This is a genomic window from Oleiphilus sp. HI0086 (genome assembly GCF_001635225.1).
In genome coordinates this window covers 1-5,577 of the sequence record NZ_LWFZ01000644.1, presented here as the reverse complement: position 1 = coordinate 5,577, position 5,577 = coordinate 1, and the positions used below count along the sequence as shown (strand labels likewise).

General features: G+C 45.1%; 6 protein-coding genes. All 6 read left to right on the top strand.

The window, feature by feature from the left end; genetic code table 11:
- A partial coding sequence (locus A3756_RS08895; RefSeq protein WP_156490378.1) for a nicotinate-nicotinamide nucleotide adenylyltransferase occupies positions 1–524 on the top strand: 524 nt, incomplete at its 5' end.
- Between the two features lie 65 nt (positions 525–589).
- Entirely contained in the window at positions 590–943 is a 354-nt protein-coding gene (gene rsfS, locus A3756_RS08890) for a ribosome silencing factor (protein ID WP_068507913.1), read from the top strand.
- A gap of 83 nt (positions 944–1,026) precedes the next feature.
- Positions 1,027–1,497: a 23S rRNA (pseudouridine(1915)-N(3))-methyltransferase RlmH gene (rlmH, locus tag A3756_RS08885; protein WP_068507911.1), complete on the top strand. Its 471-nt coding sequence runs from the start codon at positions 1,027–1,029 to the stop codon at positions 1,495–1,497.
- Between the two features lie 49 nt (positions 1,498–1,546).
- Positions 1,547–3,439: a penicillin-binding protein 2 gene (gene mrdA / locus A3756_RS08880; RefSeq protein ID WP_068553355.1), complete on the top strand. Its 1,893-nt coding sequence runs from the start codon at positions 1,547–1,549 to the stop codon at positions 3,437–3,439.
- A gap of 28 nt (positions 3,440–3,467) precedes the next feature.
- Entirely contained in the window at positions 3,468–4,613 is a 1,146-nt protein-coding gene (gene rodA / locus A3756_RS08875) for a rod shape-determining protein RodA (RefSeq protein WP_197469920.1), read from the top strand.
- A 29-nt stretch (positions 4,614–4,642) separates the two neighbouring features.
- Positions 4,643–5,577: lytic murein transglycosylase B (gene mltB, locus A3756_RS08870; RefSeq protein WP_068553354.1), on the top strand; the 935-nt coding region annotated here is incomplete at its 3' end.

The following is a 5,577-nucleotide window of genomic DNA, read 5'->3' as shown; positions in this document are numbered from 1 at the left end:
CTTGTTACCAGGCTGTGCATAAGGATAGTGTGTCGGCAAGTGCTGACTCTCGCCTTGAAATGTTGAAGCTGGCGACAGCTCATGACTCGTGTTTGAATGTTGATGAGCGAGAGATTCGGCGGGGTTGTCCAAGTTATACCATTGAATCAGTTCGCGAGAAGCGTCAAGAGCTTGGTGATCAGGCCTTGAGTATCGTCATGGGGACTGATGCTGCGCGAGGTTTAAGAACCTGGCGTCAGGCAGAGCAGCTATCAAAGCAGACGCATATTGTTGTTGTAAAGCGCCCGGGTGAACTTGAAGGCGATATAAAGCAATGTCTGGAGCAACTTGGCTTTGAATGGGTTATGTCTGCCAATTACTTGCATGAGCAGCCGGGCGGCTTAGCTTTGATGCTTGATTTGACGCAGTTAGATATCTCTAGCACTGCCATTCGTGAAGCGGTCAGGAAAAATAAAAGCATTCGTTACCTTGTGATAGGTGCGGTTGAAGACTATATCTGTGATAATGCGCTTTATCGAGAGTGAGTTGCTGTTTTGAAACGCTGTTTCAGAGCAGGCAAAATTAACCAAATGGGGAACACAAAGAACGTATGCAAACTGAAGAATTGAAAACTGTAGTGGTCGAGGCTTTAGAGGATCTTAAAGCTGATAATATCTGTGTGCTGGATGTTAAAGATAAAACTAGCGTCACAGACTATATGGTGATCGCTTCAGGGACTTCGAGCAGACACGTTAAGTCTCTTGCAGAAAATTTGGTTTCCGAAGTAAAAGATAAAGGCGGACGGCCTTTAGGTATTGAAGGTGCTGATGGCAGTGACTGGGTTTTGGTTGATCTGGGCGAGGTTGTCGTTCATGTGATGCTTCCCGCTTCACGCACATTTTATGACCTGGAAGGCTTTTGGCGTGATGGCCCGGATGCCAGTGCCTCAATGACTGAGCATTAACTATAGCCTTTTCTTTAGTTTTTCCTTTGGCTTATGTAATAAGCATAATTCAATCTCTGCACTGTTTGTGAATTGCGATAGCGATGAAAATAAAAATACTTGCTGTTGGTACTAAAATGCCGAAGTGGGTGACGGAAGGCGCAAACGAATATGTTAAGCGCCTTCCTAAAGACCTTCCTTTAGAGTTTATCGAGATTCCCTTGGGGAATCGTAGTAAGAATGCCGATATCAAGCGCGCTATTCAAAAAGAGAGTGCGGCTATACTCGCTCAAATTAATAGTCAGGATCATGTTGTTGCGCTTGAGGTTAAAGGTGTTAACTGGAGTACGGAGAAGTTAGCCTCTAACCTTGAAAACTGGCAAATGAGTGGCAAAAATCTAGTTATTCTTATTGGTGGGCCGGACGGCTTAAGCAATGAATGTCGAGCTCGTGCTGATCAGCAGTGGTCTCTCTCTGCATTAACATTACCTCATCCCATTGTTCGTGTTGTGCTTGCTGAGCAGCTATATAGGGCTTGGACGGTTACGCAGAATCACCCTTATCACCGTTCATGATTAAAAAGAGTGTTTGCAGTGTATTCGATCTATTTCAGGGGAGTTGGGTTTGAAGTCTGATCGTCGCCTTAAGGACTCGAATCGAGAGAAGCGAATTTATGCTTTTCGCACGATTGTGGCGTCAATCTTTGTCTTGAGTTTGACGGGCGGATTGATCTTCCGCATGTACTACCTGCAGATTACTAATCATACGCATTTTCAAACTTTATCCGATAAGAATCGCATGCAGTTGCAATCGATTGCACCAAACCGTGGTTTGATTTATGACCGAAACGGTATTTTGCTAGCTGACAATCGGCCAATTTTCAGTGTCGCGATTACACCAGAAGACAGCGCCTCCATTGATGAAAGTATTGCTTCGATTGCCCAAGTCATATCAATTTCTGATGATCATGTGAGGCGCTTTAAAAAACGTTTAAAACGGGCCAGAAGACCATTTCACCCTGTTATTCTAAAAAGTAAGTTGACCGAGAAAGAAATTGCGATGCTCGAGGTGCGCAGGCATGAACTGAAGGGAGTGAAGGTACTTGCCGAGCTCGCTAGACACTACCCGATGGCGAAAGATACTGCGCATTCGATCGGTTATGTCGGAAGAATAAATGAAAAAGAGCTAAAAAAGGTCGATGAGCAAAACTACTCGGCGACTAACTATATCGGCAAGCTTGGAGTTGAAAAATTTTATGAGTCAGAATTGCATGGTCAGGTTGGCTTTCAAACCGTAGAAACAAACGCCAGTAACAGGGTTTTGCGGGTGTTGGATAGAAGTGATCCGGTGCCAGGTAGAAATCTTACTCTACATATGGATGCACAGCTGCAAAACCGGGCAGTGGAGCTACTTGGCTCAAATAGGGGAGCCGTGGTCGCAATAGAGCCTGAAACCGGCGGCATACTGGCAATGGTTAGTACGCCGAGCTTTGATCCAAATGCTTTTGTTACGGGGATTGATTACAAGTCTTATGGCGAGCTAAGAGATTCTTTGGATCTTCCTTTATTTAACAGGGCATTAAAAGGGCAGTATCCACCTGGCTCTACGATTAAGCCTATGGTCGGTTTAGGCGGTCTTGATACCAATACGACCACGCGAGAGTTTAGCATTTGGGATGAGGGACGTTATCAATTACAAAATGATGAGCGGATATATCGCGACTGGAAGCGGGAAGGGCATGGGCGTATAAATTTAAGATCTGCTATTGCTCAGTCATGCGATACCTATTTTTACGATCTCGCGTTTAAAATGGGTGTTGATCAGATGTCTAAGTATTTAGGCTATTTCGGTTTTGGGAGTAATACTGCTTTGGATATTTCTGAAGCAAGATCCGGGATTTTACCAACTCGTGAGTGGAAGAAGGCCCTAAAAGGTCGCTCTTGGTATCCAGGTGACTCACTGAACCTAGGGATTGGTCAAGGTTTTATGCTTGCAACGCCATTGCAGTTGGCAACGGCTACAGCATTTTTGGCAAACCGGGGACGCTGGGTTGCACCAACTCTATTGAGGTCGATTTCCCTAAGAAAGGGAGAAAGCGAATATTCTGCTCGCCGTCGTGAGGTTGAAATGCCTGACCTTGATCTTAGCAGGCCGGAAGACCTTGATTATATTATTGAGTCGATGGCTGATGTGATGCATGGCCGTCATGGGACGGCTCGCGGTAGTGGTCGCAATGCTAGTTATAAAATGGCGGGAAAAACCGGAACAGCTCAGGTAGTAGGTATTGCTCAGGGCGAAAAATATGATGCTGAAGCCTTGATCGAGAGACATCGAGATCACGCTTTATTTGTTGGTTTTGCGCCGTTGGATGAGCCCCAAATTGCCGTGGCGGTGATTGTTGAAAATGGGGGAGGAGGAAGTAGTGCTGCTGCGCCAGTTGCTAGGGCCATGTTTGATGAGTGGTTGATTTCTCTCGGGCATATAGCTTCCTCTAATCCAGATACTCCAAAGGAATAGTCGTTTTGATATTTGAGTCGCGAATCAAATGAGTAGAGAGTTTCTAAGGCAGATGCCCGGGGCAGAAAGTCACTTGCGCAATAGTGGTGGTCTTCTGTTTCGCTTGCACCTAGACCCGATCATGTTGGGCTTGCTTCTATTGTTGTGTGCCGTTGGTCTGGCTATTTTATATAGCGCAGGTGGTCAAGATATGGTGTATGTCGAAAAACAGGCGACACGCTTCGGTATTGCATTTGTTGTGATGTTTGTTTTTGCTCAGCTAGATCCCAATGTCTACCGGCGTTGGTCTCCATGGCTATATGTTATTGGTGTCGCAGCGTTGATAGGGGTTATTTTCTTTGGAACGGGTGCTAAAGGTGCACAGCGATGGTTACAGCTACCAGGTTTACCGCGTTTTCAGCCCTCTGAGTTTATGAAGTTGGTGGTGCCGATGATGGTTGCATGGTTTTTGGCTGCGCGTTATTTACCTCCAAGCTTTAAGGCTGTCATGGGATCATTGGTGCTCGTTTTTATTCCGGTATTGCTCATTGTTAAGCAGCCGGATTTGGGGACTTCAATCTTAATTGCCGCCTCGGGTGTTTTTGTATTAATGTTTGCGGGTTTGAGCTGGAGGCTAGTCGGGGGCTTTGCTGTTTTACTCGCATCTTTTGCGCCGCTTATGTGGATGTTTGTGATGCGAGATTACCAAAAACAACGTGTCCTAACTTTTCTCGACCCAGAAAGTGATCCGCTAGGCTCAGGTTGGAATATTATTCAATCGAAAACGGCGATTGGCTCTGGCGGCACCTGGGGGAAGGGGTGGCTTGAAGGTACTCAGTCTCAACTGAATTTTTTACCTGAAAGTCATACCGATTTTATTATTGCAGTCTGTGCAGAAGAGTTTGGTTTTGTTGGCGTCTTGGGGTTGTTGCTTCTATATTTACTGATTATATTCAGGGGGCTGTTCATAGCGCTTAAGGCTCAGGATTCATATGGTCGTCTATTGGCGGGCAGTCTGGTCATGACATTTTTTGTATATGTTTTTGTAAATATCGGTATGGTAAGTGGTATCTTACCTGTTGTGGGTGTGCCACTTCCGTTGGTAAGTTATGGCGGCACCTCTGCGGTAACTCTAATGGCGGCATTTGGTGTACTGATGTCAATTCATACTCATAGAAAGATGCTGTCGCGCTAAGCGAATTGCGAACAATAAAAGGATTATGTATGCGTTCAGGAAATAAATTGTTTTTTGTAATCTCAGCTTGCCTGATGCTGTTGTCGGTTTCTTCGGCAAATGCGAACTATATTGAGCACGAAAAAGCTAAAAGCTTTATTGATATGATGGTTAGTAAGCACGGCTTTGAAAGTGCAAAGTTAGCTGAAATATTTTCTCAGGCAGAAAAGAAAGATAGTATTCTGAAAGCAATTGCTCGACCTGCAGAGAAGCGCCTCGAATGGAAGGGTTATCGAAAGATATTTCTTACCGATGATCGAATTAAGAAAGGTTTAGCCTTCATTGAAGAAAACCGAGAGAGCCTAAACCGGGCTCAGGAAAAGTACGGTGTTCCGGTTCATGTTATTGCTGCCATAATAGGTGTTGAAACTCGCTACGGCCGTAACAAGGGGAGTTATCGTGTGGTGGATGCACTTTCAACTTTAGCTTTTGACTATCCGCCTCGTTCAAAGTTTTTCACAAAAGAGTTAGAGCAAGTATTTCTTCTGTCTAAAGAGCAGGGCTTTGCAGCCTTAGACTTGAAAGGCTCATATGCGGGTGCGATGGGTTACGGCCAGTTTATCCCAAGTAGCTATCGTCACTACGCAGTTGATTTCGATGGCGATAAGGTTGCGGACATTCTTAATAACGCTACCGATGCGGTGGGAAGTGTTGCTAACTATTTTAAGATGCATAAATGGTCCGAGGGGCAGCCAGTCGCTTTTCAGCTAGAAAAGTCAGACTTAGGAGAGGGTTATCAAGAGCTTGTTCATAAGAAGCTCAAGCCGTCGCATATGGTAGCTGATTTTGAGGCACACGGTTTGCGTCTTCCTGCTGGTTTGGATAAGAATATGCCTGCGAAACTTCAGATACTTCAAGGGGCTACCGGTGAAGAGTATTGGTTAACCTTGAGGAATTTTTACGTGATTACTCGCTATAACCATAG

Bases quoted from the DNA above. Each gene is read 5' to 3' on its own strand.
- rsfS (WP_068507913.1), top strand. From the start codon at position 590: ATGCAAACTGAAGAATTGAAAACTGTAGTGGTCGAGGCTTTAGAGGAT.
- rlmH (WP_068507911.1), top strand. From the start codon at position 1,027: ATGAAAATAAAAATACTTGCTGTTGGTACTAAAATGCCGAAGTGGGTG.
- rodA (WP_197469920.1), top strand. From the start codon at position 3,468: ATGAGTAGAGAGTTTCTAAGGCAGATGCCCGGGGCAGAAAGTCACTTG.